Source organism: Alteromonas ponticola (genome assembly GCF_012911815.1).
Classification (GTDB): domain Bacteria; phylum Pseudomonadota; class Gammaproteobacteria; order Enterobacterales; family Alteromonadaceae; genus Alteromonas; species Alteromonas ponticola.
On sequence record NZ_JAATNW010000002.1, the window covers coordinates 250168 to 276946 of the forward strand.

General features: G+C 46.1%; 22 protein-coding genes. 13 read left to right on the forward strand and 9 right to left on the reverse strand.

The window, feature by feature from the left end; genetic code table 11:
• Positions 1-129: 129 nt before the first annotated feature.
• Positions 130-2154 (forward strand): NADPH-dependent 2,4-dienoyl-CoA reductase, encoded by a 2025-nt coding sequence (locus HCJ96_RS03615; protein WP_169209681.1) that lies wholly within the window; start codon positions 130-132, stop codon positions 2152-2154.
• Between the two features lie 73 nt (positions 2155-2227).
• Here HCJ96_RS03615 and HCJ96_RS03620 read toward each other — a convergent pair whose 3' ends face one another.
• Positions 2228-2644 (reverse strand): hypothetical protein, encoded by a 417-nt coding sequence (locus tag HCJ96_RS03620; protein WP_169209682.1) that lies wholly within the window; start codon positions 2642-2644, stop codon positions 2228-2230.
• 472 nt (positions 2645-3116) lie between these two features.
• On the opposite strand from HCJ96_RS03620, the gene HCJ96_RS03625 reads away from it, so the two are divergent.
• Positions 3117-3785 (forward strand): hypothetical protein, encoded by a 669-nt coding sequence (locus HCJ96_RS03625; RefSeq protein ID WP_169209683.1) that lies wholly within the window; start codon positions 3117-3119, stop codon positions 3783-3785.
• A gap of 104 nt (positions 3786-3889) precedes the next feature.
• On the opposite strand, the gene HCJ96_RS03630 is transcribed toward HCJ96_RS03625, so the two are convergent.
• The 3 genes from HCJ96_RS03630 to HCJ96_RS03640 form a co-directional block, all read right to left on the reverse strand.
• Positions 3890-5281 (reverse strand): 5-methyltetrahydrofolate--homocysteine methyltransferase, encoded by a 1392-nt coding sequence (locus HCJ96_RS03630; protein ID WP_169209684.1) that lies wholly within the window; start codon positions 5279-5281, stop codon positions 3890-3892.
• A gap of 36 nt (positions 5282-5317) precedes the next feature.
• Positions 5318-7756 carry a TonB-dependent receptor gene (locus tag HCJ96_RS03635; protein ID WP_169209685.1) on the reverse strand — a complete coding sequence of 813 codons (2439 nt, stop codon included), beginning with the start codon at positions 7754-7756 and terminating at the stop codon, positions 5318-5320.
• Positions 7757-8022: 266 nt separating this feature from the next.
• Positions 8023-9153, reverse strand: a complete 1131-nt coding sequence (locus HCJ96_RS03640; RefSeq protein ID WP_169209686.1) for an acyltransferase family protein — start codon at positions 9151-9153, stop codon at positions 8023-8025.
• Between the two features lie 179 nt (positions 9154-9332).
• Between HCJ96_RS03640 and HCJ96_RS03645 the strand changes: the two genes are divergently transcribed.
• The 5 genes from HCJ96_RS03645 to HCJ96_RS03665 all read left to right on the forward strand — a co-directional run bounded on the left by HCJ96_RS03645 (position 9333) and on the right by HCJ96_RS03665 (position 15440).
• Positions 9333-10364 carry a Fe(3+) ABC transporter substrate-binding protein gene (locus HCJ96_RS03645; RefSeq protein WP_169209687.1) on the forward strand — a complete coding sequence of 344 codons (1032 nt, stop codon included), beginning with the start codon at positions 9333-9335 and terminating at the stop codon, positions 10362-10364.
• Positions 10365-10564: 200 nt separating this feature from the next.
• Positions 10565-12079, forward strand: a complete 1515-nt coding sequence (locus tag HCJ96_RS03650; protein ID WP_246261111.1) for an ABC transporter permease — start codon at positions 10565-10567, stop codon at positions 12077-12079.
• 3 nt (positions 12080-12082) lie between these two features.
• A complete protein-coding gene (locus HCJ96_RS03655) occupies positions 12083-13129 on the forward strand; it encodes an ABC transporter ATP-binding protein (RefSeq protein WP_169209688.1) in 1047 nt (348 codons plus the stop codon).
• 362 nt (positions 13130-13491) lie between these two features.
• Positions 13492-14202 carry an ABC transporter ATP-binding protein gene (locus HCJ96_RS03660; RefSeq protein ID WP_169209689.1) on the forward strand — a complete coding sequence of 237 codons (711 nt, stop codon included), beginning with the start codon at positions 13492-13494 and terminating at the stop codon, positions 14200-14202.
• On the forward strand, positions 14202-15440 hold the full coding sequence (locus tag HCJ96_RS03665; protein WP_169209690.1) for an ABC transporter permease: 1239 nt from the start codon (positions 14202-14204) through the stop codon (positions 15438-15440). Before HCJ96_RS03660 ends, HCJ96_RS03665 begins: the two co-directional genes overlap by 1 nt.
• 30 nt (positions 15441-15470) lie before the next feature.
• Here HCJ96_RS03665 and HCJ96_RS03670 read toward each other — a convergent pair whose 3' ends face one another.
• Positions 15471-16370: a histone deacetylase family protein gene (locus HCJ96_RS03670; RefSeq protein ID WP_169209691.1), complete on the reverse strand. Its 900-nt coding sequence runs from the start codon at positions 16368-16370 to the stop codon at positions 15471-15473.
• Between the two features lie 94 nt (positions 16371-16464).
• Complete coding sequence (locus HCJ96_RS03675; protein ID WP_169209692.1) at positions 16465-18261, reverse strand: tetratricopeptide repeat protein; 1797 nt, start codon at positions 18259-18261, stop codon at positions 16465-16467.
• 397 nt (positions 18262-18658) lie between these two features.
• On the opposite strand from HCJ96_RS03675, the gene HCJ96_RS03680 reads away from it, so the two are divergent.
• From HCJ96_RS03680 to HCJ96_RS03700, 6 genes are all read left to right on the forward strand, one after another.
• Positions 18659-18850, forward strand: a complete 192-nt coding sequence (locus tag HCJ96_RS03680) for a hypothetical protein (RefSeq protein WP_169209693.1) — start codon at positions 18659-18661, stop codon at positions 18848-18850.
• A 674-nt stretch (positions 18851-19524) separates the two neighbouring features.
• Positions 19525-19662 (forward strand): hypothetical protein, encoded by a 138-nt coding sequence (locus HCJ96_RS03685; protein ID WP_169209694.1) that lies wholly within the window; start codon positions 19525-19527, stop codon positions 19660-19662.
• A 79-nt stretch (positions 19663-19741) separates the two neighbouring features.
• Complete coding sequence (locus HCJ96_RS16435; protein ID WP_281358527.1) at positions 19742-19876, forward strand: hypothetical protein; 135 nt, start codon at positions 19742-19744, stop codon at positions 19874-19876.
• 59 nt (positions 19877-19935) lie between these two features.
• On the forward strand, positions 19936-20505 hold the full coding sequence (locus HCJ96_RS03690; RefSeq protein ID WP_169209695.1) for a glycine-rich domain-containing protein: 570 nt from the start codon (positions 19936-19938) through the stop codon (positions 20503-20505).
• Positions 20506-20531: 26 nt separating this feature from the next.
• Positions 20532-21794: an HlyD family secretion protein gene (locus HCJ96_RS03695; RefSeq protein ID WP_169209696.1), complete on the forward strand. Its 1263-nt coding sequence runs from the start codon at positions 20532-20534 to the stop codon at positions 21792-21794.
• A 1-nt stretch (position 21795) separates the two neighbouring features.
• On the forward strand, positions 21796-23958 hold the full coding sequence (locus HCJ96_RS03700; protein WP_169209697.1) for a peptidase domain-containing ABC transporter: 2163 nt from the start codon (positions 21796-21798) through the stop codon (positions 23956-23958).
• Positions 23959-24094: 136 nt separating this feature from the next.
• Here HCJ96_RS03700 and HCJ96_RS03705 read toward each other — a convergent pair whose 3' ends face one another.
• From HCJ96_RS03705 to HCJ96_RS03715, 3 genes are read right to left on the reverse strand one after another with little or no spacing between them, the layout of a single operon-like run.
• Complete coding sequence (locus tag HCJ96_RS03705) at positions 24095-25015, reverse strand: tetratricopeptide repeat protein (protein ID WP_169209698.1); 921 nt, start codon at positions 25013-25015, stop codon at positions 24095-24097.
• Positions 25016-25053: 38 nt separating this feature from the next.
• Positions 25054-25758, reverse strand: coding sequence for a phage tail protein (locus HCJ96_RS03710; protein ID WP_246261113.1), 705 nt, complete (start codon positions 25756-25758; stop codon positions 25054-25056).
• A 4-nt stretch (positions 25759-25762) separates the two neighbouring features.
• Positions 25763-26485, reverse strand: a complete 723-nt coding sequence (locus HCJ96_RS03715; protein ID WP_169209699.1) for a PEP-CTERM sorting domain-containing protein — start codon at positions 26483-26485, stop codon at positions 25763-25765.
• Between the last annotated feature and the right edge of the window lie 294 nt (positions 26486-26779).

Here is a 26779-nt window from a genome sequence, read left to right on the forward strand (position 1 = left end):
AAAGAAAGAAAGGACAACTGTCGAGGAAATTTTGAGCATATTATATGCTGAACTCCAAGATTGAATGCAGCAATTCGGTTTCTAATCGGCTAGACTGGTTGTCAGACCACTATACGACTAGCATTTTTTATGACTGAAACCGCCTACCCCAACCTGCTGACTCCACTTGACCTTGGATTTACTCAATTGCGTAATCGCACGTTAATGGGTTCGATGCACGTTGGCTTGGAGGAAGAAAAAAACGGTTTCGAAAAATTGGCCGCGTTTTACGCAGAACGCGCGCGTGGCGGGGTCGGTCTGATTGTTACCGGAGGCATCAGCCCGAATATTGAAGGCTGGGTAGCGCCGTTTGGCGGGCGCATGAGCAGCCGTCGTCATGCAAAAAAGCATAAAGTCGTGACTGCCGCAGTGCATGCAGAGGGCGGAAAAATATGTATGCAGCTTCTGCATACCGGGCGTTATGGCTATCACCCATTTGCCGTGTCAGCTTCAGCAATTAAATCACCCATTACTCCGTTCAAACCACGCGCATTATCGTCGCGAGGTGTCAAGCGAACCATAAAAGCCTACGCCAAATCTGCCAAGCTTGCGCAGAAAGCCGGTTACGATGGCGTGGAAATCATGGGTTCAGAAGGCTATCTGATCAATCAGTTTTTTTGTGAGCGCACTAATAAACGCAATGATGAATGGGGTGGTAGTTTAGAGAACCGTGCCAGATTAGCCGTTGAAACGGTCCGCCAAACTCGTGAGGCAGTAGGTACTGAATTCATCATAATCTATCGTTTGTCCATGTTAGATCTGGTTGAAGGCGGCGCAAAATGGGAAGAAGTCGTTTATCTGGCTAAAGAAATCGAAAAAGCCGGTGCCACCTTAATCAATACCGGCATCGGCTGGCACGAAGCCCGAATTCCCACCATATCCACGTCGGTACCCAGAGCGGCATTTACTTGGATAACCGGCCGTATGAAGGAGGAAGTATCCATTCCCCTTATCACCACCAATCGCATAAATACGCCCGAGGTTGCTGAAAACATTCTGGCGAAAGGCGAAGCCGACATGGTGTCGATGGCGCGCCCTTTTCTGGCGGACTCACATTTTGTCGCCAAAGCACAGAACAATCAGGCTGACCGCATTAATACCTGCATAGCGTGTAATCAAGCCTGCCTGGACCATGTGTTTCAACGCAAACGCGCCAGTTGTTTAGTAAATCCCCGGGCCTGTTACGAAACTGAATTAAATTTTCCCGCTACCCATTCACCTAAAAAATTAGCGGTAATCGGCGCCGGCCCAGCCGGATTGGCCTTCGCCACGTACGCCGCTGAGCGCGGCCATGAAGTGCATTTGTTTGACAAAGCCAGTGAGATTGGCGGGCAGTTTAACTATGCCAAACAAATTCCCGGTAAAGAAGAGTTTTATGAAACGCTACGTTACTACGGCAAGCAAATTGAGTTATTAGGGGTCAAGTTATATCTGAACCACACCATGACCGTCGACACCATTATCGAACGTCAATTCGATGAAGTAATATTAGCCACCGGAATCAAGCCCAGAGATGTCGATATACCGGGCATAGACCATCCCAGGGTGATGTCTTATCTGGATGTCTTACGTGACAAAAAGCCGGTGGGTCAAAGCGTCGCTATCATCGGTGCGGGCGGTATCGGATTTGATGTAGCCGAATATTTGGTAGAAGATGAACATCTAACCACCCACCCCGAAAAATGGCTGAAACATTGGGGCATTGATAAAGAGTACAGCCAGCCGGGTGCTATCATGCCGCCCAAGATTGAGCCCACTCAACGTGAAGTTTTTCTATTGCAGCGAAAAGAGACCAAAGTGGGCGCTGGTTTGGGCAAAACTACCGGCTGGATCCATCGTGCATCGCTAAAGAATCATAATGTGAAGAAAATTAATCGGGTGACTTATCAAAAAGTCGATGAGAAAGGATTGCATATTTTAGTGGGCGACGATCCCAGAATATTAGATGTAGACAACATTATTGTGTGCGCTGGTCAGGTTCCCCTGCGCGAATTGCAGCAGGGATTAGAAAATGCTGGTCAAACAGTTCACATCATCGGTGGCGCCGACGTTGCCGCAGAACTCGACGCAAAGAGGGCAATTCGACAGGGAGCAGAATTGGCTGCGGTTATTTAGCTAACTGCAATCCCCCGCCTGTGCGGGGGATAATTACTGATAAATGCCGGATGGTTGCGGCAAAGGGCGGGAGTTACTTGTTCCTAAATTTCAGTTCTTGCAATAAAACAGTGCTCATAACCGTTCTGTATTCGGCGCGATCACCACTTTCCTGCTCCATGGTTTCCATGCTTTTTTTCACCCACTCCATGTACTTTTTGCGCCGTTGCTCATCTTCCTCAACCGTGCTCATATTCTTAAACACAACCGCGAGGTAAAGATCAGGTTCATCATGTCGTGGATGAAGATTACCAAACACTTCGTAACGGGTGATCCACCCTTCTGACTTGGCGAACTCCATGTTTTTCTTCCACTCCGACGCTAACCACTTCTCGTATTTCAACCACCCACCATCAGCCGTTTTAATGCCGGTAATTTCCCAGTATTCACCACCGATGAAGGGAGGCTCGTGGTCATCGGCTAGCACGTTTGGTAAGGCGATTAAACTCACTACACAAAAAACAACTCCTCTAATAAAATTTTTGTTCACTTTCTTATCTCCGTTAGATCAGAGTGTGTGAGTACACCCTGAAGCACAAAACATAGTATAAAATTTATATTTGTCTATTTTTTGTACAGATCCATGTTGGTTGCAAAGATGAGAAAAGAGAAAAAGCAAAAAGAATGACTAGAATAAAAATCATTCCTTCATCCATCTTAATCTCCTGGGTGTAAAGTTAATGATTAAATAGGTTGCTTCTATACACCTCTAACGCCATAAATTATTGTCTTACATATCATATTGTTAGAAATGAATGTGTACAGTGAAGATGCCCAAATTCAGCGTTTTTTACCAATGATTAGCAAAGTGATAATTGGCCAGCGATAAACATTGCGGGGACCACAGGTCACTTTTCAACCTGATTTTATTGATCTTCTTTATTATATGTGACAGTAATATGTCACATACATAAAAGGATATTATGGCAATTCACAACTTAAACTTATCTAAAACGTTTATCTCGCTACTTTTGCTTATACTTGCAGGAGACGCGGTGTTTATTGCCCTGCACATTCTACAAAAATTGCACTTTCTCAATCATCCTGCGTTTTTGCTTACCACTGATGGCGGTTATGCAGAAGTATATCAATATCTAAAAGAGGGGTTGATCGCAGCACTATTTCTGTGGGCCGCTACTCAGACTCGAAGCTTAATCTTTTTCGCCTGGTCAGCATTGTTTTGTTTTCTATTACTCGACGACTCACTGCAATTTCATGAAAATGCAGGCGAACAATTAGCCCACCTGTTTAGCTTTACCGCAAGCTTTAACATGCAACCTCGTGATCTCGCTCAGCCGTTCGCCATAGCATTGTTTGTGGCTCCGCTATTATTGTTTCTGACCTTTTCGTATGCAAAAGCTAACGCTGAACAAAGAATGATGTCTAACTGGATGCTACTTTTGCTCGCCGGAATTGGTTTTTTTGGCGTAGCCGTCGATATGATGCACGCTGCAACTACCTGGGGATTTGGGCTGTTTGCGCTTATTGAAGAGAGCGGCGAAATGGCGGTGATGAGCGGAACTTTAGTCTTCGTAGTCCATTATATTCTGATTAGTTCTGAACAAACGTTTACCTCTCGGCAACTCGGCTGAAGATTGTCGTCACGCGTTCGTTTTTTATTTAATACTGGTGTCTTCTTCAAAGTAAAAAACCCGCGCTACCCTTGCTGGTAACAGCGGGTTAAGGGAGAGCAAAACTATTCGTGGTTATGGTCGTGCGTTTCAGCAATACCTAACCAGCTGATGCTTTTTGGAACAATTTCCAACTCGATATCACCGGCTATTTCTAATGATTCCAAATCGATCTGCAGAACGTGTTGTGCCAGCGGGTCAGCAACGTACACGTATTGACCATTCTGCGCGACGCTCATGCTGAAAGAAACGCCTTCAGGCATCGTCGACACATCCTCTTCAGAGATATCGATACTTTCTTCAAGTTCCCAGTGCATATGTCCATCGTGTTCATGTGCACTAAGTACATTTAAAAAGCCCTGATCGTCTAACACCAGAAAATGATCACCTTCACTGGAAAAGCTGTAGGCTACGGGGCTTGCACCGTCAGCAGGTTGCCATTCAAGCAGCTCCATTTCATTTTCTTCTGGGTTGACGCTCAACAGCATTGCACTGCCACCGCCGTGAGAAGACGCCACGCCTATAAAGGATTCACTTTCTTCGTGACCGTAAAAGCTACCAATCCGCACATCACCTAACTCATCGATATTGGCAATTTTCTCTGCTTCATAAGTATCATCATGCTGGTGAGCGACTAACACGCCATCACTGCATCCAAATACGACAAAATCATGATTTTGCGCAGCACCGTGCAAGTCGGGGCAGGCAACTTCTAACACCTGCTCCTGTTCGTACTCACTGTCGTGCAGGTGATAAACAGCAACCTGATCTGGTAACACCTTGTTGGCAGACGTACTTTCAGCATCATCACGACGCACTGTCGCTAATAAATGCTCGCCTCTTGGCTCAGCCACACCGTGCATATTCACGGTGTAGTTTATTGAAGGCAGCGGGTCAGTTTCGTTGGTGATATCCAGATCAGTGGCCACCTGAACTAAAGCAGGCAATGACGCATCTGCATCGCCATCATAAAAAATCGCCATTTGTCCATCGTGCTTAACTACATGGGTAGGGCGACTGCCGGTTAACACAAAATCGCTCATCGCGGGTGCTTGCTCAAAGTCGTGATCGTGCTCGGCATGGTCTTCACGCCATAAACCACCATCAATGAAGCCAATATAATCGTTGCTTCTGCTGGTGATCACAGCATAACGATATCCTGCGGAGGCGGTAAGTGAATTAGACTCGTTAGTTAACGAGAATGTATCGAGCAACGCACTGTCATCTAAATCAAATACTAAAGCTTCAGCCGCATCATTAGACAACACTGCCAGTCTACCCAACGATTCAATTAAAAACCCTTCATCACCGTGATCATGTTCGTCATCATCATGCTCATCTTCAGCTTCTTCAATTGGATCTTTTTCTACTATGGTGGTTTCAGCATCGCCACAACCTGTCAGCAACACCGCGCCTATACCCGCTGCTATCAAATTTAAATGAAATGATCTGTTCATTACTGTAATTCCTTGTCTTGTAACTTTATTTTTAAATTAGTAATAGCCGCGGACACCCAACGCGATGCTGCGTCCTGGGCGTGGGGCGATGTCTTTCAAAAATGAAGTGTGCACCCGTGCTTCGGTATCGGTGAGGTTGCTACCTTTTAGATAGATGGCGATGTCCTGATTAAGTACCGACAGGTTGTAAGAAACCGTTGCATCTACCAGCGTGTAACCGTCAGTTGCAGTTTCTTCAGCAGCAATTCTGTCTTGTTCCTGATAGCGAGTGATATCCAGATGAGCACTGAACTGTGCTTCCTCGTAACTGAATTGCGAGCCAAAACGTAATGGCGGTGTTCTGGGGAGATCGCCACCGTCCTGCAGGCGAGCGCGGACGTAGTCAGAAAACAGGGTAGTTTTGAAGGTATCGGTTGCCTGCCAGGCTACCTGTGCTTCGAAACCATGCAGAATCACATCATCGGTTTGGAAGATGTAGACTGGTAATTCGCCCCCATGATCATGTCCTTCATGGCCTTCTTCCTCATGCCCACCGTGGCCGCCTTCACCAAACAAACCGGTATCAACCTGGTAGTAATAGTTGTCAATCTGGTTGTAAAAGGCGTTAAACACAAAGCCAACATCTCCCTGCGTTTTACGCAAAGTCAGGTCAATATTATTTGCCGTCTCCAGATCGATCTGTTCGTCAGTTAACTCGATATCGGTTTCGTCGCCTTCAACATGGGTGGCGAATAACGCGCCCACTTCGTAGCTGCCCGTGCCTATATGAGGACCAAATGAAAGCAGTTCAGAGGCTGAAGGCGCGCGTTCAGAACGTGAAAGCGACAGGCCAATGTTATAGCCCGGAGTGAAATCCCATACTGCCCCCGCAGAAACGGTAACCGGAGTAAACGCATTTTTAACGGAGAATACGCGCGTGATATGGTTATCTTCGTCATGTCCGTGACCATGATCATCCTCAGCGCCTTCTTCATCGTGTCCATGCAGCTCCAGATCAGGCAGGAGAACGTTTTCGGCATCCAGCGTAACGCGCTCTATCCGTCCACCTAATTGAACGAGAAAGTCACCAAGGTGCCTTTCTTCCATAATCGCTAGCGCGTAGGTCGTTTCTTCAGAGGGTGGCGTAAATGCTTCTTCTCCCTGCGCATTAACGTCACTGTTTTTAACGTGAAAACTCAACCCGCCGTGCCACTCTCCAATGGGCTTATGCATGACATCAAGTTTTAATTCTTGCGTGGTGTTCTCAAACAACGTACCGATCAGACCATCCTCAATTTCTGCGTGTTCATAATCGGTGAAACCGCCCCGCAGATTGATCCTGTTTACCCACTTGCCATCAACATTAAATTCGCCTTGAAGCTGAACGCGAGTTTGATTCAGGTCGGCATAAACATCTTCTTCTTCATCATGCGCTTCATCGTGACCATGATCGTGGTCATGCTCATTTTCCTCACCAGCATGACTGTGGCCGGGAATGCCGTATTCACGATTAAATTGCTCAACGGCAATGCCGATGTAGCCTCTGTCAAACAGATAGCTGGTGCCCAGCGTCAAACCTTCTGACTGTTCGTTGCTGTTTTCGACCACAAAATCATGATCGTGTTCGTCATCATGATCAATATCTGGTGCTCCAGGTGTTTCATAATCATCAGACTCGCGAAAATATCCATCAGCGTAAAATGCAAACGATTCGACACCAGTAGTCACATTAAATGACGCCAGTTTTTGGTCGTTGACTGAATCTCCTTCCAATAACCATTCACCGCGGGTAGTTTTATCCGTTGGCACACGTCCATCTACAACGTTGACAACGCCGCCAATTGCCCCACTGCCGTAAAAAAGTGTCGCTGGACCGCGTAACACTTCAATTTGCTGAGCTGTCGACGCTTCAGAGGCCACCGAGTGATCAGGGCCCACTCTGGAAACATCACTTACGTCCAGGCCATTTTGCGCAATCAGCACCCGGGGGCCGCTCAAGCCTCGAATAATTGGTGTACTGGCGACATTTGCATGAAAGTTTGATTGCACTCCGGGAAGATCTTCAAGTGTGTCCCCTAGCGTTGCAGACTGCTGACGACGCAATGATTCACCGCCTAATACGCTAACCGGCGACGCCGATTCCATCACGGACATGTGGACGGGTGTGGCTACCACATCAATCACCTCAATGGGTGTACGTTCCAGAGTGAAGGTAAGTTGCTTGTTTTCACTTTCGGTAAGGGTTATATCTTTGTGTAAATGGGCAAAGCCGGGCGCAGTAACATGTAGTTCCTGTATCCCTGCGGAAACATTGTTAAATACAAAGCGACCGTTTTTGTCTGTTTTAGTTTTAAGCCCGGTATCTTCAACTTCGACATGCGCATTCGCCACGCCTTTCCCGTTTTTATTCAGCACGACCCCTTCTATAGATTGTGCCAGTACGCTCATCGGTAGTAGTGCGCCTACGATAGCTGCAATCTTCGACACTCTGTGCATTTCGCCCCCAAGCAAATGTTATAATGTTTCAACTTATGCCGGTTATGTTATATTGTATCATTTGTAAAATCAAACCTGATCAACAGGTTTTATCTCCGATTGTCGCGGTTTTTATTGCACTTAACGCAATGGTTAAAAAGTGTTCTGGATTCAAGTTTTGATGCGGGAGATCTCATGAACACGTTTCACACATTCATTTGGGAAACTGCAGTGTTGTTGACCCGCCCTTTTTCACTTGCGCTGAATGTTCACGGTCAGCGCTGGTGCTAATCACGCGTTTTTCCAACAATCACATACTTAAGTGGCGTACGCAGTACGAGTCCATAGTAACTTAGGGTAATGAGGGGGATAGCAATGGCTAAGGTGCCAGCGTATTTCATTAATGCCGGAGCATCCAGTACCGCTACCACTCCGCCGGCAGCCACCACAATAGGGAAGTGAATCAAATATACCCAGTACGAGGCTTGCCCGAAGAGCTTGCCACTGCGTGTCGGTTTGTCCATATGCAAATGAAACAACCCGACTAACGCTACCGTCATTGCTATGCCCAACGCACCATTGGTCACTCCTGCAATGGCGCCCATAATAAAGTCACTGTCATGCTCAGCAAACCAACGGACGCGACTTGACCATACACAGATAGGCATTACGGCAAGGGCCATAATCAGTGCAGCTTTGTAGCAAGTTTGCCAGTACGTAATCACGTCTTGTCGCTGGTATAGAAACCAGCCCAACATAAAATAGCCTAGTAAAGTTAATTGCATTGACCAGTGGGTGCCACTGCCTGTTTCGAATATGTAGGAAGGAACAGTGGTGAGTGAGAACAGTATCAGCAGTAACCAAAACCCGCTTGGCCTGATAAGCGTTTTGGCCACCCATTGCGTTAACCTGTCGCTAAAATCGTAGCGGCGCAATACCAGAAGTCCAAGTAACGTAAGCCCAGTAAACAGCAATAGCGACAGCAAGAACCACAGATGATAAAGCTTACTCCAGCGAAGCCAATCACCCGCTAGAAATACCCCGAATCCAGCACTTAGCGAATCAAATTCCACCACCGCTTTAGCAAAATCGTAGGCGCCCCGTATGAGTGGCGTGAGTAAAACATAGGCTACCAACAAGGGCACTAAAATGCGGTTTAAGCGATTGTGCCATAATCCGCTCATGCCTTTCTTCTCGAACAGTAACGCCGCCGCAAAGCCAGCGGTCACAAAAAACGCTTGCATGGCGAAGGCGTATAGAAACACCGCTGCGATATCAAAGCCAATATGGGTAGTGACATCTTTAAATGAACGGGGAACAGTGACATAAGGCAACATGGGATGACCGAACATGACCACAAACATCATGCAGGTGCGGAGATGATCAATCGCGTAATATCGGCGGTCTGGCATGGGCATAATTAATGACTCAGCGATAAAATTGGGCAGCCCTAATAAAGAGCAGCCCTAATAGTTAACAAAAAATGACTGAAGAATCAGCATGCATAAGTATCAGTGTAGCATCTTTGGGTATTGAGAATTATTATCAATAAGATTACACTGAGTATCACTGTACCCACGAAGGATTTTATTCAAGTATGCTTTCACTAAAAAAACGTCTTATCGCAGCCTCGGTAACATTAGCTGCTGCACTATCTTTTACTGGTTCGGTCAGCGCTGAAGAAGTCAACGTTTACTCAGCAAGAAAAGAAGCGTTGATTAAACCTTTACTGGACAAGTTTTCTGCTGAAACGGGCATCGAAGTGAATCTGGTTACCGGTGATGCCGATGCGCTGATTAGCCGCATGAACAGTGAAGGGAAATTTAGCCCGGCAGATGTATTAATTACCACTGACGTTGGCCGCTTAGTGAGAGCAAAGCAGCAAGGGTTAACCCGTATTGTAGTTTCAGATACGCTTGAGCAGGCGATACCAGCGCAACTGCGTGACGATGAAAACCAATGGTTTTCATTAACTATGCGTGCCCGCCCGATTATGTATTCTCCAGAACGCGTTGATCCTGAGCAACTTTCTACCATGGAGGCATTAACTGATGCTGAATGGAAAGGTCGCATTTGCATTCGCTCTTCATCAAACATCTACAACCAGTCCATGGTTGCTGCCATGATCCAGCAAACCGGAGAGGAAGACACCTTAAAATGGGCCAACGGCTTGGTAAAAAACTTTGCTCGTCCGCCAAAGGGTGGCGATCGTGACCAGATAAAAGCAGTGGTTTCAGGGCAGTGCGATATTGCCATCGCTAACACGTATTACCTGGCCGGTATGCTCAACAGTGCCGATGATTCTGAGAAAAATATTGCCTCACAGGTAAAAGTGTTCTGGCCAAATCAGGATGATCGTGGCGCACATATCAACGTTTCAGGCGCTGCTTTGGCGAAACACGCTCCCAATAGCGACAACGCGGTGAAATTACTTGAGTACATGGTGAGAGAAGATGCTCAGGCGTGGTACGCCAAAACAAATCATGAATATCCTGTGCGAGATGGAGTAGAATGGAGCGAAACCTTAAAGCAATTTGGCACATTCAAAGCTGAGGAAATTCCATTACACCGCGTTGGTGAGCTTAACGCAGAAGCCGTTAAAGTAATGGATAAGGCGGGTTGGAAATAACCTTCACGCTTTTCCTTCGTTAACAGGAAATTTTTAAACCTTTGAGTCAGCAGTTTAGCCTCACAATAAAATCATACTTACGCGCCCTGCTCGATCCCTGGCAGGGCGCGCTTTTATTATTGGGAGTCCTGTTAAGTCTGCCCGTAGTCGTCATCTTCACGAGCTGGATTTACCCCCAATCCGAGCTTTGGCAGCACTTAATGACTACCGTCCTCCAGGATTATGTGGTTAATTCACTCCTTCTCGCTTGCGGCGTCGGCGTGGGCAGCTTGCTTATTGGCACCACGGTCGCGTATGTTATCAGTCGATATGATTTTACCGGCAGAAAACTATTTCGCTGGCTGACCTTATTACCCCTGGCTATGCCTGCCTACATCATCGCTTATACCTACACGGGAATTCTTGATTTTAGCGGGCCTGTACAAACTCTTCTGCGAGATACTTTCGGTTGGGGTTATGGTGATTACACTTTTCCAGACATCCGCTCATTAACGGGTGCGATAATCGTTATGTCATTGGTGCTCTACCCTTATGTTTACATGCTCGCGCGGACGGCATTCAGCGAACAACCCATAAGTCTGGTAGAAGCGAGTCAGACCATGGGGATCAGCAAATTCGGCTATTTAACTCGGGTATCTTTACCGTTAGCACGCCCCGCTCTGTTTACAGGAACCGCATTAGCTATGATGGAAGCGCTGGCAGACTATGGAACGGTGCAGTATTTTGGTGTGTCCACGTTTACCACGGGAATATTCAGAACCTGGTTCGGACTGGGTAATGGCATCGCTGCGGCACAGCTTTCTTCGTTGTTGTGTTCGTTTGTGCTCATCGTTTTATTGTTTGAAAAATGGTCGCGCAGGCATATAAAGTATTATCATCAGGGTCAAAACCACAAAGTTCAAAAGCGCAAGCAGCTATCCGGTGGATGGGCGGTTTTCGTGTTTATCCTGTGTCTGCTGCCCCCCTTGCTTGGCTTTATTGTGCCGGTGATTCAATTGCTTTATTGGACGTGGTTGACGCTGCAGCAAAATATTGATGTGCAATTTATCGAATTGATTATTAATTCGTTTGGTCTGGCGTTATCTGCGGCAATTATCGTCGTGATGCTGGCGCTGTTGTTTTCCTATACCCGGCGCATAAAAAACAGCAAAGTGATAAATTCGCTGGAACAGGCTGTGTCGTTAGGTTATGCGATCCCCGGTACGGTAATCGCTGTGGGGGTTTTAGTGCCCCTGAGCTGGGCTGATAACACGGCTAACCTTATTTCCGAAAGCTGGTTTGATACTACGGTAGGTCTTATTTTCTCAGGAACCCTGTTTGCTTTACTTCTGGCCTATAGTATTCGTTTTCTTTCCGTCGCCATACACAATGTAGAGGCGGGTCTAAGCCGTATTACGCCAGACATGGACAATGCAGCACGTTCACTGGGAGCCCCACCTAAGCGCGTACTAAAAGAAATACATATTCCGCTTTTGAAAACCAGTGTCTTAAGTGCCGCATTACTGGTGTTTGTTGATGTTTTAAAAGAGCTGCCCGCAACGCTGATTTTGCGACCCTTTAATTTTAACACCCTTGCGGTAAGAAGTTTCGAGCTGGCATCGGATGAAAGGCTTGTCGATGCGGCAACCCCAGCGCTGGCGATTGTATTGGTTGGATTACTGCCCGTGATACTTATCACTCACGCGATTGATAAAACGATAAAAGGAAAGTCCTGATAAATGCTGAGCTTGCACAACATTGATATACGATACGGAAATTTCTTAGCTGTTGATGGCGTGAGTATCGCACTGAATAATGGCGAAATCGGATGCTTGTTGGGACCGTCCGGTTGTGGCAAGACTTCAATATTAAGAGCGATAGCGGGCTTCGAGTCGATCAGCAATGGACAGATAAAATTGCGCAACGAAACCGTAAGTAAGCCTAAACACTTAATTGCCCCCGAAAAGAGACATATTTCGGTCGTTTTTCAGGACTTCGCGCTGTTCCCACATATGTCCGTGAGCGACAACATTGCGTTTGGTCTGCACAAATGGAAAAAAGCGGCTCGCATTGCGCGGGTGGACGAAGTGCTTAAACTGGTTGGCCTTCCCCACATTGCGAAACGCTTTCCCCACGAACTTTCAGGTGGCCAGCAACAACGAGTCGCCCTCGCCCGCGCGATGGCTCCTAAGCCAGATCTGATACTGATGGACGAGCCCTTTTCGAGTCTTGATGCTGAGCTTAGGGATGAACTGGCCAAAGATATCCGCAACATTTTGAAAAGCGAAAATACCAGCGCACTGGTGGTTACGCATGATCAAAATGAAGCGTTTGCCATCGCCGACATAATCGGAGTGCTTAGAGAGGGTCAGTTACACCAGTGGGACGATGCCTACGCCCTTTACCATAAGCCGGTTTCGCGGTTTGTCGCTGACTTCGTGGGCAGCGGCGTGTTTCTTAACAGCCGAATTGATCAGGATGGCAATATCGAATGCTGCTTAGGGAAGGTAAAAGTCGATCCTTCGCGTTTAAACGGGTTCAAACGCGGCCAGGAGATTGAACTGCTGATCCGCCCGGATGACATTGAATACGATGAATCCAGCCCAATTATTGCGACGGTAGTGAGGCGGTCGTTCAGAGGCGCGCAAATTATGTATGAGTTATCGTTACCTGGCTCAGCGCAGACTATTTTGTGTCTGGCACCAAGTCACAACGATCATGCGGTGGGTGAGTCGTTTGGTATTAGATTGGACCTGGCACACCTGGTTATGTTTGCGAAATCCTAGTTTCGCTGCAGTGGTGGCTACCATTGAGGTTTATTGCAAAGATTGTTTATTCATATACGACCCCACTGAATCAAGCGCTAAGCCATCTTCTATTGCCAGCAGTTCATTCAGTGAATTCATCAATGCTTAAAAATCACTGTCGGGTAGTAATGCAATCTATTCAATTTCCTGATACTTTTTATTCGACGATTGCGCGTGTGTGGCTGGCAGAAAACCCTAAAGGAATGTGAACAAGCATGTTGAAACTAGAACAAAACGCATTAACTGGTTATTTTGTGCGGCTAACACCCAAATGTCTCAATGCTATGACATTTCATTATTGATGTGTACATGTTGTCTTTTTTCTTTTCCGTGTGTTGATTATGAATTCTGCAGCCAAAAGTAAGTTAGAAACCAACGCAATCCACGTAGAGAACGTGCTGCATCGTTACAGTAAGTCGGATCCTGACAGCCAGATGTTTATCCCTGAATGGCAAGTTCAGCGAGGACAGCAGGTCTTTTTGCATGGTGAGTCAGGCTCGGGAAAAACAACCCTTTTAAATTTACTGGCGGGCGTTTTAATTCCTGATGAGGGGGCTATTACTATACTGAACAAACCCTTTTCTACGTTAAAAGCGCATAAGCGCGATAAGTTCAGAGCCGATCATATCGGCGTGGTTTTCCAGCAATTTAATCTTATTCCCTATTTGAGCGTGCTGAAGAACATTCAATTGGCAAACCATTTCTCATCCACGCATTTAGACAACGTGAACGAACTTGCGGCCGACTACGTTCAAAAACTAAAACTCCCTGCTGATATTTTTCACCAGGCAGCCAACTCGATCAGTATTGGCCAGCAGCAGCGTGTGGCTATTGCCCGAGCTCTTATCAACAAACCTGAATTGTTGCTAGTCGATGAGCCAACGTCTGCGCTTGATGAAGCAGCTAAAGACGCATTTATGAGAGTGTTAACGGAAGTGTGCCAGGAGGCGGGGACCACGTTAGTATTTGTCAGTCATGATATGCATTTGAAGCAGTTTTTCCCCGCCAGTGTGGAAATGTCCGAACTAATCGCACAGAAGGAAGGGCAGTAATGTTAGTGTCGTTGGCCTGGAACAGCCTTAAAAGCAGAAAAAAATCCGTAATTCTGACGTTTCTTTCACTACTGATCAGCATCAGCGTTTTGCTCAGTGTGGAGCATATTCGCCTGCAGGCAAAAGAAAGCTTTAACCGCACCATCTCAGACGTGGACCTTATCGTGGGTGCACCCAGCGGGCAATTAAATTTGCTGTTGTATTCGGTGTTTAGAATGGGTAGCCCTACCAACAACATTTATTTTAAAAGCTATGAAGCATTAAAAAATAACCCACAAGTAGAATGGGCGATTCCCATTTCACTGGGTGATTCCCATCGTGGATTTCGGGTAATGGGAACCAATGGCACCTACTTTACTCATTTTAAATATGGCAATAAACAAACATTAAGCTTCGCCCAGGGCGAGCCCTTTGGGCGACTTTTTCAAGCTGTAATTGGCGCCGATGTGGCTAATAAACTGGGATACAAGGTGGGTGATGAAGTCGTTATCGCTCATGGCACAGGCTCAACCAGCTTTACCCATCACGACAACACCCCTTTCACCATCAGCGGTATCTTAAAAGCCACGGGCACCCCCGTAGATAAAACGGTTCACGTAAGTTTAAAGGCCATTGAAGCGATTCATCTCCCTGCCCCACAACAGGCCAGCCTGTTAGGCGATCCGTCACTGGTAGACGAGCTGACACCTGACAGCGTAACCGCTGTTATGTTAGGTTTGAAGACAAAATTTGCCATTTTCAAACTGCAGCGAGAGGTTAACAACGACCGCTCAGACAAAATGATGGCTATTTTACCCGGCGTGGCATTAAACGAGCTATGGCAAATGATTTCCACGGTTGAAAATCTGCTTCGCGTTATCAGCGTTTTGATCTTGATTTCATCGTTATTTGGCTTGTCCACCATGCTACTGGCATCAATGCAGCAGCGCCAAAACGAGATTGCGGTTTTGCGGGTACTTGGCGCGGGTCCGCACGTGATATTTGCGTTGGTGTTAATAGAAGCGCTCATTTTGGTTGGCCTGGCAATAGTCGCGGCCACGGGTCTTGTCAGTCTCATTATTACCCTGCTCAGCGACTGGCTATCGGCGCAGTATGGATTATTCCTGTCTGCCAATCTGGTACAGGTGGAAGTAATGGTGGTGTACGCCGTGATAGTGATAGCCTCTGTGATCACATCGGCTATTCCCGCTTACGATGCGTATAAGAGTGCCTTGCACTCGACCCTGTCAGCTAAATAATACTACTTTTGCTGCTGAACTCTGTTCAGCTCAAAAGCACCCTGCAGCTCTAAACAGTTGCATATGTACATCCACCAGCGCAGGAATATCGCGCTGGTAGCCCCCTCCGATGACCGCAGCAACAGGAATGCCGTTCTTCTTACAAGTGTCCAGAACCAGCTTATCCCGGCGGTATACCCCTTCAGTAGATACGTGTAAGTGCCCCAGCTCATCATTCTCATGCACGTCCACACCGGCATCGTAGATCACAGCGTCAGGGCTGGCATTGCGCAACCCAAGTAACAGTGCTTCTTCAACTGTACTCAAATACGCTTCATCCTGAGTGCCCTTAACTAAACCAATATCAATGTCAGAGTGCTGCTTTCTGTGTGGAAAGTTTTTTTCTCCGTGTATGGAAACAGTAAATATCTGCGGGTTATTTTCAGCTAGCTTGGCAGTGCCGTCTCCCTGATGAACGTCGCAATCAAAAATCATGACTTTATCAACACCTGGGGTATCCAGCATCTGCAGTGCGGCAAGGTACAGGTCATTAATCATGCAGAAGCCTGAACCAAAATCAGCGAAGGCGTGGTGATAGCCTCCGGTCAGATTAAGTGCTACGCCGTGATCCATCGCAAGCCTGGCGGTGCGTAACGTACCTCCCACAGCTGTTCGCGTTCGACGAATAAGTTGTTCCGACCAGGGAAAGCCTATCCTTCGCATCGCTTTTTCATCCAGACTCCCACTGCATAACTGCTGAATATAGGTATTATCGAACGTGTTCTCCAACAACTCGAAATCCACAGCTTCTGGGAGGTTGAAATTACTCATATCAACACCTTCAACTAACAACGCCTCTTTAATAGCAGCATATTTCTCAATGGGAAATCGATGTCTAACGGGTAATGTTAATTGGCTATAGATGGGATGAAAAACCAATGGCAATGTCATGAGCCCACTTAGTTTTGTTCAACGTTGTTGCTAGTAAATCATATTTTTGATGCATTTGCTTACTACAAACGTTAAGCAAATCAGGGCACCGTTACTACTTATTAAGCGCTCTCTCCTTCATTATTTTCTGGTATTGGCGAACTTTGGCTTCCAGGCTTTGCTTTTCTTCTGTGCTCGACTCAGAGTGCTTGAGAACAAAATGACAGGTTCGTACCACAGAACGCCAACGGGGGTTTTGCGGTAAAGAACTGAGATTTAAATAACGCTCAAGCGCACGCGCTCTTAATCGGCCATCGTCAATGCCAACACTCCACAATTTACTCTGCTGTGCTAACTCCAATTTCCCCGAAGCGGTTTCCTCTTCCCAGATCTGGATCGCCATCAACATCAGATCGACTGTCATTACCCGCAGCGTTTGATCGTCTACTGATTTAATTTCGTGCTGTTCATGAGCAATAATCGAGTCAGACGAGTTTATTGCACTTAATGTGACCTCTTTTGGAGGATTGTCTCCAACAAATTTCAGGTTAACCGAGTCGTCAGTCTGATGTTGCCTTAACCGCTTTTGCAAACGCATGCGATAAACTACGAGTAACAAACCAACTGATAATCCAAAGGTTCCCACCACAGGCATGGTTGAATGTAAAAATGAACTGCTGCCGGTTGAACCTGGATTTGGTGTCGGTACTGAAAAAATGAAGTGACTCTTCATGCGGCTGGCGTTAAGCAAATCTTTTTGACTGAGTTGGGACTGTAACGTTTCAGAATAAAGCTTCCAGTACTTACTGGCTTCCTCAAACTCCTTATTCTGTTGCTTCAATTCTGCCATTGAACTGTAGAGCCTGCCTGTGAACGATTTATCATCATTTTCAGAAATCTGTGCCAATGATTTTTCAAACGCATTTGATGCCAGATCGTTGCGTGTCTGGTTGCGCCAGATTTGACCCTGAACAAACCAGAGTTTTGATTCAGGCTGCTTGGAGCGCACCATACTGAATACATCTTTGGCTTGATTTAGCCAGGTTTGCGCTTCAAGTGCAGTGAACTTTTCTACGAAAAGCTCGGCCAATAATAAATATACCCCCGCTTTGGCTTTGTAGGCATTAAGCGAATTAAACATTTCTGCCGCCTGTTGCAACAGTGCGCTTGCCTGCTCGGCATTGCCAGACAAGCTGAAAGTTCTGGCCAGGCTGGACAAAGTGTGAGCCGCATTAAATTTATCACCTAGCTTGTCATGTAAATCGTATGCCTGACGATATGACACAATAGCCTCGTCGTAGGCGTGCTTGTTACGATAGATATTTCCTAGATTCGCCAGCACTAGCGCCTGGCCGAATTCATTGTTATTGCTTTTGTGAATATCGTAACTTTTAAGCAGCAGACGACTGCTGGTTTCGAAATCGCCCAAGCGCTGATAAATACCTGCAATGTCGCTATACCCGTGGGCAACGAGTTCCGACTCATCATTCGTTTGCGCAATATTCAACGCCAGCGTAAATGCGTCAAATGCCTGCTCAAATTTTTGCTGATAAAAATAGGTCGCCCCTATCTGGCGATGAACGTTAATAGCCAGCTCATGGGCGTGGGGTGGAACATAACTGATAAGTGCTGTCAGAATAGATTCCGCAGAAGCATAGTCACCTGAGGCGCGATACATGATTGATAACCTTTTACTGGCAACAATATACGCAACACTGTCAGGTTCAATGTCTGTCAGATGTTGACGGCAATCAAGAATTGCCTGACTCAATCCTTCGAATGTCTGCTCCTCCTTTGAACAGGGTTCAGCCCGGGCTGATTGCGCCATTAGCAGACACAGCAAAAGAAATGGAAAAGCTCCGCGCATGATTCGCGAAGTCGTTGATGACTTCCTGCTAGCGTTAAGTTGCATCGACTATCCTTTGGATCCAGAAACGCAATTGAAAAAGTATGACGAATTTCCAGGCTTTTTATGATTCAGAATGTTTTTAGAAGACTACTTGATAATTTTTATTGGCTGAAAAACAACCTGGATAAAAATAACATATGCAATGTAAAAAAATAATTCAACATGAAAATACTAAATCCTTTTTGCAATCTTCCCCAGCTTAGCGATAACAAGCTAAAATAGTATTATATTTCATTCACTTAAACCTAAAGCATACCAGAGTACTGCCTATCAGACCACATTCTTGCCCGCTATAGCCCTTTCAAAAAATTTTGCAGTAGATCAATACTGAATCCATCAGGCGATAAGCAGCTCGCTGATCTTAGAACGTTAACAATATTCATAATATGAGGAAACTAGAATGAAAAAAGCAGACCTAAACGCTGAGATTTCAAATCAGGGCGCTATTCGTCAGGAAAAAATGCAGTTAATTGAAGATACCTTGTTGGAAAATGTTTCTGGCGCCCGTGGCGCGTTTGGAGAATTGCCCATTTGTATGTGCTGGCAATTCTGTGAGCTGGACCCACCTAAAGATTTAACTGAAAATCGATAGTTCGATTTAAACACCATCCGGGCCGGCCATTGCCGGCCTTTTTTCATTTGTAAACTCAGCTAATCCTGTTTTATCAGCGAAGAAACTATCGCAAATATTTTGCTCGCCCCGTCTACGTTAAGCTGCTTACCTTGTGGCGATTCACCCCCTTTCACTGCAATTCAAACCATCTCGTATGCTCATCAACGCGATAAGCACACTTTTTCCTTTTCCCTTTTCATCATCAACACCTTTGAACAAGACTTGCCATTGCGTCAGTCACGGTGATCTTGCACCGCGTTGTTCACGTCATTACATATCCACACATTGTCCAGACACCTCGAAAAAAAATAATAAACCCACTTACAAAAAGAAAAATCCTTAATCGCATAACTGACGCTTTCCTCACGTTTTTTTCTGATCCTTCCTGCGGGGAATTAGCGGGTACAAATTAAAATAAACATCATTAAAAACAAATTTATAGGCATTACTGTTACCCGATTCACCACCCCTTCCCATCCCCGTTAAAACCGCAAGCAATCCCTGTTTTTTCCTTTTCAATTACAGCCAGGTCAACCTTAATTGAATCACCTGGCGAGGCAATACGAAGTCGCGAATCACATCACGGGTTAGTGTGCATCAACAGGAAAATTGAACACTTAACTTAAATAAAAAATCTTACGGGAGATTTTTAAATGAACACTTTAGATAACGACAAATTTGAAATCATTGAAGAAGCGTTACTGGACAACATCAGTGGTGCCGCAGCAGAGGTAAGCTTCTGCTGGGAGTTCTGCTGGGAGATGTGCTGGTCAATGTGTTTCTCTAACTAATTCAGTCATTCGTGACTAAATACCTGTCCAGCAACGGACAACAACACTCAACAACAAGTAAAAAGTAATAGGAACAACTATGAACACTGAAAAATTTGACATCATCGAAGAGACCCTTCTGGACAACGTGGGCGGTGCAGCTGCATTGGAACGCGGCTTTTGCCTGGAGTTTTGTTTAGAACTTTGTTTCGAACTTTGTTTCGACGCTGTGTAAGTTCAAGACAATAATTATACGTCCGGCCCTCAGGGTCGGGCGCTCTTAAGGAGTTAATCATGTACAAAAAAACCACTCTGGAGCAAGTCGTCGCTTATCAAAACACCGACATCGTTGAACGTTTCATAAAAATTTACGGTGTGGAAACAGAAGAAGCAGTCAAAATCTTCAACAGTACAAAAATGTGGATGTGGTTAAGCTATCAACGCCGTCGTCTGGGGGTTAAAAGACACTTAGTCATTGATTCTCCGCTAGTGGTAATTGACGAGATGTGGCACAACTTCATCTTATTCACGCACGCCTACACCCATTTCTGCGAGCAGTTCTTCGGTTTTTATATGCACCACGCGCCAACGACTAATCAAATGATTGAAGAAAGCAAAAAGCAAAACACCGGACTCAGCGCAGACCAAATCAAGCAAAAAATGATGGATGACAAACGCTGGCAATACGAATTTGTCTACGACCAGTTAGGCAAGGAAGAATTTCTATTGTGGTACAAGCAATACCCCAAACAATACTCGCCAGAATCGTTAGCCAAATTAGCCTTGGAAAATGAACAACGAAAGTTGGCAGAACTGCACGCCAAAGTGGAAGAACGAAAAGCGCAACTCGCTGGAGCAGCCTAAACGCTCAACGACATTAGCTGGGAGGAATGATGAATAAATTAACTGACAAAGCGAAGCTGTTTCGTCGGCAGGTTATGGAAAACCAGCATCGCGATGCATTCGGTGAGGTGTTGGTCAAGCACCCCAGAGAATACGCTTACTTTGCGTGGACAATGGTATTTGTGGTAGTGCTTGTGCTCCTGCTGTTTTTTAACGCCAGCTATACCCGCTACTCGAATGTGTTCGGGGTTATTACGGCAGATAAGGGAATTGTCAAAGTAGCGGCACGGGCTGAAGGTGAAATCATCGAGCAGCATGTCGAAGAAGGCCAATACGTACAAAAAGGTGAACTACTGTATGTAATCTCCACAGCGCGGCATAGCTCAAATTCACAAAACCTGGATGCGGCAATGATGCAACAGCAAGAAGCCTTAAGAGCGTCACTGGAAAAAGACATACAGGTAGCCCGCGATGCCCACAAAATTCAGCGAGCATCATTGGACGAAAAAGCCCGAGGTAAGCAACAAGAGCTGACCCAAATAGAAGAACAGCTTGCCATTTATCAGTCACGGGTAGCCTTGTCAGAATCCAGCTATAAGCGCAACCAGGCTTTGTTTAAGGAAGGTTATATCAACCAGTCAGAGCTTGACAGAAATCAGGAAGAGCACCTTTCCCTGTTAGCAAAATACAGTGATTTAAAAGCAAAATACGGTACAACCGCTACCGCACTTTCTGAAATTAACGGCCAATTGCAACTGGCGCCAAAAGAGTTTGAGGAAAAAATCAACCGCCTGCAGCGAAATGTACTGGAGAATCAACAGCGTCTGGCAGAAATTTCTACCAATGTTGATTATCGTATTGTCTCGCCGGTAGATGGCATGATTGGTACGCGTCTATCGCATACTGGCAATCCGGTAAACCGCGGCGATGCATTGTTAACGATTATTCCCAGCGACTCTCAGTTACAGGCAGAGCTTTACGTTCCAGCACAATCAATTGGCTTTATTCAGGCGGGCCAGGACGTATCAATGCGCTACAGCGCATTTCCTTATCAGCAATTTGGCTTGCAACTGGGTACAGTGAAAAGTGTCGCAAAAGTCATTTCACTGCCTGAAGATATCGCGACAAGCGTGAGTTTAACTGGCGCTGTGTACAAGGTTATCGTCGACCTGGCCTCGCAAAGTGTTCGGGTAAAAGACCTGGACCGTGCCGTGCAGGTGGGGATGGAGCTGGAAGCCAGCATCGCATTAGAACAGCGCTCGCTGGTGGAATGGATCCTTGAGCCTCTCTACAGTCTGAAGGATAAGTAACATGACCTCTATCATTGATAAACTGAACTTTACCGGTAGCAACCGTTTACCTGTCATCCAACAATCCGAATCCGCAGAGTGTGGCCTGGCGTGCCTGGCTATGATTGCGGGGTTTTATGGCCATCATACCGACCTGAACAACCTGCGCCGAGAACATCGCTTGTCACTGAAAGGATCATCGCTGAAAGGACTAACATCATTAGCAGAAAAGCTGGGCTTTAGCTATCGACCTATCCGTTGTGAACCAGAAGGCCTGAAAAATCTGGCTGTGCCCTGTATTCTGCACTGGAACATGAACCACTTTGTGGTGCTCAAACAAGTCAAAGGCGATAGAGTCGTTATTCACGACCCGGCACTGGGTGAACGTAAAGCATCTTTGCAGGAAGTTTCCAGTCACTTTACCGGTGTCGCTCTAGAGTTATCACCTGCGAAAAACTTCAAAGCTCAGGAGGCGCCGAAGAAAGCAAAGTTCAGTAGCTTTTGGTCTGAACTGTCAGGATTGAAAAAATCGTTGCTGACAATTTTTGCCTATTCCATGCTTCTCCAGGTATTTATCCTTGCTACCCCACTGTATATGCAGATTGTAGTAGATGACGTGCTGATTTCGAACGACTATTCGCTACTCAATATTCTGGCATTAGGTTTTGCAGCAATACTGCTGTTGCAGGCGGCAGCAACCGCATTACGGTCGTTAATTATTATGCTGATTGGTAATCAATTGTCGTTGCAAATGAATGCCAATCTTGTCACCCACCTGCTGAAACTACCCATTGATTACTTTGAGAAACGCCATATAGGCGATGTAGTCTCGCGGTTTCGTTCACTTGAGGCACTGAAAAACCTGTTAACCTCCACCTTAGTCGAGAGCCTGGTTGACGGTTTAATGGTGGTAGGGCTGGTTGTCATGATGTATCTATACAGTGTCGAGTTACTCATGATTGTTACTATCGCCTCGTTAATTTATTTAGGGGTGCGCAGCGCACTGTACTTAAAGTTTAAAGACGTGACCCGTGAGCATATCGTCGCCGGCGCGACACGCGATTCAAACTTTATGGAAACCGTGCGTGGTATCCAAAGCATCAAGTTATTCTCTAAAGAAGCCGACCGTATCGGTTTATTTAACAACTTCAATGTGACTACAGCCAATAATGCAATCAAGGTCGAGCGCTTGAAAGTGGTGTTTACCTGGAGCAGTTTACTGATATTTGGCGTAGAAAATATACTGGTTATTTATCTCGGTGCGGGCATGGTGATGGATACCACGTTAACCGTAGGCATGTTACTGGCATTCATTGCCTACAAAACTCAATTTGACACCAAAATTAACAACCTGATTGACAAATTTATCGAGTTCAAAATGAGCAGCCTGCATCTCGAACGCCTGGGCGATATTGTGCTCACTGAACAAGAAGATCATTTAGGTAGCCTCGATGATCAATTACAAATTGAGGGGCATGTAGAGGTAAAAGGTGTTTCCATGCGTTACTCCGACGAAGACGATTTAGTTCTGAGTGACATCAGTTTTTCCATCGAACAGGGTGAATCGGTCGCTATCGTAGGCCCTTCCGGTTGTGGCAAAAGCACATTAATGAAGGTAATGCTTGGCTTACTCCAGCCGGAGACAGGCAAGGTTGAGTTAGACGGCCGCGATATCAGAAAAGTTGGTTTGCTTAACTACCGCTCACATGTAGCCAGTGTGATGCAGAACGACCGATTATTGTCGGGTAGCATATATGACAATATTACTTTTTTCTCTCACGATACGGATATGGAATGGGTTGAAACCTGCGCTAAAACCGCGGGGATCCATGATGACATCATCAAGCTTCCCATGGGTTATCAATCACTGATCGGCGATATGGGCAGCTCTTTATCAGGCGGGCAAATGCAGCGTTTGTTGCTGGCCAGAGCACTATATCGTAAGCCCAAAGTGTTGTTTTTAGATGAAGCCACATCCAGTTTAGACCTTCGCCTGGAGCAACATGTAAACCAGGCAATTAAAGCCATGAATATCACTCGCATCATTATTGCGCATAGGCCTCAAAGCATTATGAGCGCAGATCGGATAATCAAATTTGCTAAAGGCCGTTGTCTTGAGTTGTCAAAAGAAGAATTTGCCCAGCAACGACGACCAGAAGGAAGAGGCAAGCTGGCCATGGCCTAGTGTCGCAACGTTATTGTTTGAATAAAAGTTTGAGCTTGGCGTTTGGCAGCCACACCGTTAAACGGGTGGCTGCCCTTTTTATTAAATTGGCAATCAACTGTATTAAAGTAAAAACTGCCAGGTCGATTTGGCTCTGCTAGTGAAACGCATGGATATGGGATACCACTTTCTTGTCTAACTCCTCTATCCACGCCATTGGTATCACATCACTGACTTGTACCAGCAATTTTTCCGCAACATCACGTACTTCATCAGAGCTTCGCTGTTTGGCCGTTTTTGCCCAAAGGTAGGCTTTTGCCAGCAAATGCGCCTGATCTGAATGCGCATCTTGTGTAAGTTTCCAGTAAAGCGCAGCTACAGGTAAATAGGCTTGTTCGTAGCCCTGACTGGCGGCCACTTCATACCAATAAGCTGCTTGACGAATGTCAGTTTCAACGTCAAGCCCCATATCCAATATCCTGGCCATTTGAAATGCAGCACTGGGCTGCTTCTCCGGTGCGGCCAACGCATAGAAATGCATCGCAGATAAATAGCTTTGACTGAGGTATTGTCCATCGCGGTACCAGTTCGCTACCTGCAACGCGGCATCAATACTGCCTTTTTCAGCCGCGTCGAGGCACAGTGTCACCCCCTGCCGTAACGTCTTCTTGTCAACTTGTTGAGTCAACAACAATTTTCCCGCTTCACAACCCGCTTTATAGATCTGATTCTCGAACGCACGTAAATACCACTTTAACGCGGCATCCACTTGGTCCGGAGAATCAGTTTCATTTAAAATGCATCGGGCGGTTTCATATTGAGCAGCCGGTATATTGTTGTTAGCAGCTTTAGCATACCAATGACATGCAACTTGCGGATCCGCGACGTCACCCCAGCCATTCTGGTGAAATAAAGCCAGGTTGAACTGAGCCAGACCATTCCCTTTATCCGCCTGCAATTCAAATGCGTGCAGAGCCTTTTTGGTCTTTCCCGCTTCAAGGTAAGCCTGTGCCTGTTGTAGTGCCTGCTGCCAGTCTTCGGGTTGCGCAGACAGGCCATTAGCACTCACCAGGCACATTAATCCCACAAAAAAGCGGTAGGGTACAAAAACACTTATCATGAGCGCGGAGGAAAAATACCCTGAAGGGCAATAAGCCAGGTCATGCCCACATAAGGACTACGAACATCGAACGGTGTGCTTCCACCAGTGTTGCCTACTGTAGTTGTCGCGCTAGCGGTTGATGAGATCTGCACATCTAACACAATGGCGTCTGCTCCCATATCTACAGATGGCAAGCCTGTGTTATAAATTTCTTCACGTGGAGGACTGTCAGCCAACACACTACCTGTGGGATCGGTGGTGTTAGCCGAAGCCGCCAGCGCTCTGAGCACAGCGGAACTGCCACTGGAATCATTCGAAATAGTCACGGTGGTGCTGGCGGTATGATTGTGTGAGGGTAAATTAGACACATTTAATGTGGCTGTCTCCCGCCCCCCTTTCTGCCCGAGCTGAATATTACTTAATCCCGGCCCCTGACCAGCACCCACAGGGGTTCTGCCGCGTAAATCAGGTAATGCGAATGTGGTTCGTCCATCGCCTCCGTAGGTTGTGCCAAGAATTGAAAATAATGCTGTATTCGTGGCTATTTGCAATATCTGCCCTTCCGCTTTGGCATAGTCTCTAATTGCAAAATTGCCCGCAAATAAACACATCCCTCCTATATACGGCTGGGCGCCACATGCCAATGCCGTTGCAGAGAAGAAGCTAGTGGACACTACCGCCACTAAACTACATGCCATTGATTTTATAGAAATTTGCATAATATTATTCCTTTGCATTTAGTTTAAAATTACGGCGTTTTCCGGCCAATAAAGATAACAATCCGCCGGTAAAAAGCATCAGTATTGAAGGCTCTGGTACATCCGGTGGCGTGGTCAGGTCGACCACCCTTAACACGCTGATAAATGCTTCGGTTTGCGCGTTAAACGAGCCATTACCAAAGAATTCACCACCATCTATCTTCAGCAAGCCGCTAAAAAAGTCGGACATGCCCGCGCCCAATGTAATATCAAAGAGGAAATTCCCTGAATCGCTTAACGCCGCCCCCAGAGACGTTAGCGATTCACCATTTCTCTCATCACCAAAAAACGTATCCGAGGTGAGATCTGAAGCAAAAAATTCGTTCGAGTCACCGTCAAATAAATTGATCTCACCATCAACATAGGCGTCACTGCCATTGGCATCGACAAAATTAGCAAAGCTTACTTCAAAGAAAATTTGATAATCCGTGGTTAATGATGAGTTGGTCAAATCAAATGCAAAGTCAAATATGAAATCACCCACACTTGAATCCGCACCTCCCGATGCCGACGCATTAACTCCCACCCCATCGCCCGTCTCAGTAAGTGCACCGCCTATAGGGTTATCACCGGTAACGGTGACATTGTTTACCGAACTATCTGAGTTAGTCCCCCCTTGTATTGCTGTCATCGTCGCCATCTGGGATGCCGGGCCAGTAGTTCCGCTAGAATCAAAAGTGTCAAACATTGCTGATCCGTTTATCGCAAGTGATACCGGTATCGGAGCAGAGACAGCTGTATATGAAAAAGTCGTAAGTAGACCTATGAACTGCAAAGTGGCTACGCGTAATACCCATTGTTTCATTGTTAGTTCCTTAACGTTATTGTTTATTTTGCGAGCAGCACAAAGCATAAAACGAACCGACTGGTTATTTTTTAATCACTTCAACGAGTTGTGTTTTATTTGAATGCCAATTGTAAATTATTTGTAAAAAAATCTGACGCATTTGGTTAAACCGAATAATATCTACGGCTATGTTGT

What these genes read in the sequence shown, in the direction of transcription:
- HCJ96_RS03615 (WP_169209681.1), top strand. Translation starts at nt 130, where the DNA reads ATGACTGAAACCGCCTACCCCAACCTGCTGACTCCACTTGACCTTGGA.
- HCJ96_RS03625 (WP_169209683.1), top strand. Translation starts at nt 3,117, where the DNA reads ATGGCAATTCACAACTTAAACTTATCTAAAACGTTTATCTCGCTACTT.
- HCJ96_RS03630 (WP_169209684.1), bottom strand. Translation starts at nt 5,281, where the DNA reads ATGAACAGATCATTTCATTTAAATTTGATAGCAGCGGGTATAGGCGCG.
- HCJ96_RS03635 (WP_169209685.1), bottom strand. Translation starts at nt 7,756, where the DNA reads ATGCACAGAGTGTCGAAGATTGCAGCTATCGTAGGCGCACTACTACCG.
- HCJ96_RS03640 (WP_169209686.1), bottom strand. Translation starts at nt 9,153, where the DNA reads ATGCCCATGCCAGACCGCCGATATTACGCGATTGATCATCTCCGCACC.
- HCJ96_RS03645 (WP_169209687.1), top strand. Translation starts at nt 9,333, where the DNA reads ATGCTTTCACTAAAAAAACGTCTTATCGCAGCCTCGGTAACATTAGCT.
- HCJ96_RS03650 (WP_246261111.1), top strand. Translation starts at nt 10,565, where the DNA reads ATGACTACCGTCCTCCAGGATTATGTGGTTAATTCACTCCTTCTCGCT.
- HCJ96_RS03655 (WP_169209688.1), top strand. Translation starts at nt 12,083, where the DNA reads ATGCTGAGCTTGCACAACATTGATATACGATACGGAAATTTCTTAGCT.
- HCJ96_RS03660 (WP_169209689.1), top strand. Translation starts at nt 13,492, where the DNA reads ATGAATTCTGCAGCCAAAAGTAAGTTAGAAACCAACGCAATCCACGTA.
- HCJ96_RS03665 (WP_169209690.1), top strand. Translation starts at nt 14,202, where the DNA reads ATGTTAGTGTCGTTGGCCTGGAACAGCCTTAAAAGCAGAAAAAAATCC.
- HCJ96_RS03670 (WP_169209691.1), bottom strand. Translation starts at nt 16,370, where the DNA reads ATGACATTGCCATTGGTTTTTCATCCCATCTATAGCCAATTAACATTA.
- HCJ96_RS03675 (WP_169209692.1), bottom strand. Translation starts at nt 18,261, where the DNA reads ATGCAACTTAACGCTAGCAGGAAGTCATCAACGACTTCGCGAATCATG.
- HCJ96_RS03680 (WP_169209693.1), top strand. Translation starts at nt 18,659, where the DNA reads ATGAAAAAAGCAGACCTAAACGCTGAGATTTCAAATCAGGGCGCTATT.
- HCJ96_RS03685 (WP_169209694.1), top strand. Translation starts at nt 19,525, where the DNA reads ATGAACACTTTAGATAACGACAAATTTGAAATCATTGAAGAAGCGTTA.
- HCJ96_RS16435 (WP_281358527.1), top strand. Translation starts at nt 19,742, where the DNA reads ATGAACACTGAAAAATTTGACATCATCGAAGAGACCCTTCTGGACAAC.
- HCJ96_RS03690 (WP_169209695.1), top strand. Translation starts at nt 19,936, where the DNA reads ATGTACAAAAAAACCACTCTGGAGCAAGTCGTCGCTTATCAAAACACC.
- HCJ96_RS03695 (WP_169209696.1), top strand. Translation starts at nt 20,532, where the DNA reads ATGATGAATAAATTAACTGACAAAGCGAAGCTGTTTCGTCGGCAGGTT.
- HCJ96_RS03700 (WP_169209697.1), top strand. Translation starts at nt 21,796, where the DNA reads ATGACCTCTATCATTGATAAACTGAACTTTACCGGTAGCAACCGTTTA.
- HCJ96_RS03705 (WP_169209698.1), bottom strand. Translation starts at nt 25,015, where the DNA reads ATGTGCCTGGTGAGTGCTAATGGCCTGTCTGCGCAACCCGAAGACTGG.
- HCJ96_RS03710 (WP_246261113.1), bottom strand. Translation starts at nt 25,758, where the DNA reads ATGCAAATTTCTATAAAATCAATGGCATGTAGTTTAGTGGCGGTAGTG.
- HCJ96_RS03715 (WP_169209699.1), bottom strand. Translation starts at nt 26,485, where the DNA reads ATGTTTGACACTTTTGATTCTAGCGGAACTACTGGCCCGGCATCCCAG.